Origin of the sequence: Rhizobium aouanii (assembly GCF_037002925.1) — a bacterium.
Lineage (GTDB): Bacteria > Pseudomonadota > Alphaproteobacteria > Rhizobiales > Rhizobiaceae > Rhizobium > Rhizobium aouanii.
Window position 1 is genome coordinate 1 of sequence record NZ_JBAMYD010000061.1, and the last position, 737, is coordinate 737.

Genomic DNA, 737 nt, shown 5'->3' on the forward strand with positions numbered 1-737 from the left:
GTTTCCTGTTCCGACAAAGTTCGTCGTTCCGATATAGGTGAGGTTCTCGACATCACTGCCAAGCGTGTAGCTCGCCAGTGTCGTCCGCACGGTGTCGGTCCCCGCGTCGACGTTCTCGGCGACAACGTCACTCGCATTGTCGATCACATAGATGTCGTTGCCAGCGCCACCGATCAGCGTGTCATTGCCGGCGCCACCATCCAGCACATCGTTGCCGGCGCCGCCGGTGATCGTGTTGGCGAGAGCATTGCCGGTTGCGGTGAAGTTTGCCGATCCCGTGTAGGTGAGGTTCTCGACATTGTTGCCAATCGTATAGCTGGCAAGCGCCGTCTGGACCGTGTCTGTCCCCTCGTTCGCATTCTCGATCACAAGGTCGGTCGCGATATCGACGACATAAATGTCGTCACCCGTCCCGCCTGACATCGTGTCGGAACCAGCACCACCGAGCAATGTGTCGTTGCCGTCGCCACCGCTGAGATGGTCCGCAGCTGCCCCACCGGTCAGGACATTGTTCAGCGCGTTGCCCGTGCCGGCGAAGGCTGCCGTTCCGATTCCGATATAGGTGAGGTTCTCGACATTGGCGTCAAGCGTATAGCTTGCCAGGGTCGTGCGAACCGTGTCGGTTCCCGCGGCGGCGTTCTCGGCAACGCTGTCGCCGGCATTGTCGACGATATAGATGTCGTCGCCCGCCCCGCCGATCAGCGTGTCGGCGCCTGCCCCGCCATTCAGCGTGTCAT

General features: G+C 61.1%; 1 protein-coding gene. It reads right to left on the bottom strand.

All coding sequences use genetic code 11. The annotated features are described in order from the left end of the window. Positions 1-737: calcium-binding protein (locus V8P77_RS34720; protein ID WP_335916766.1), on the bottom strand; the 737-nt coding region annotated here is incomplete at both ends.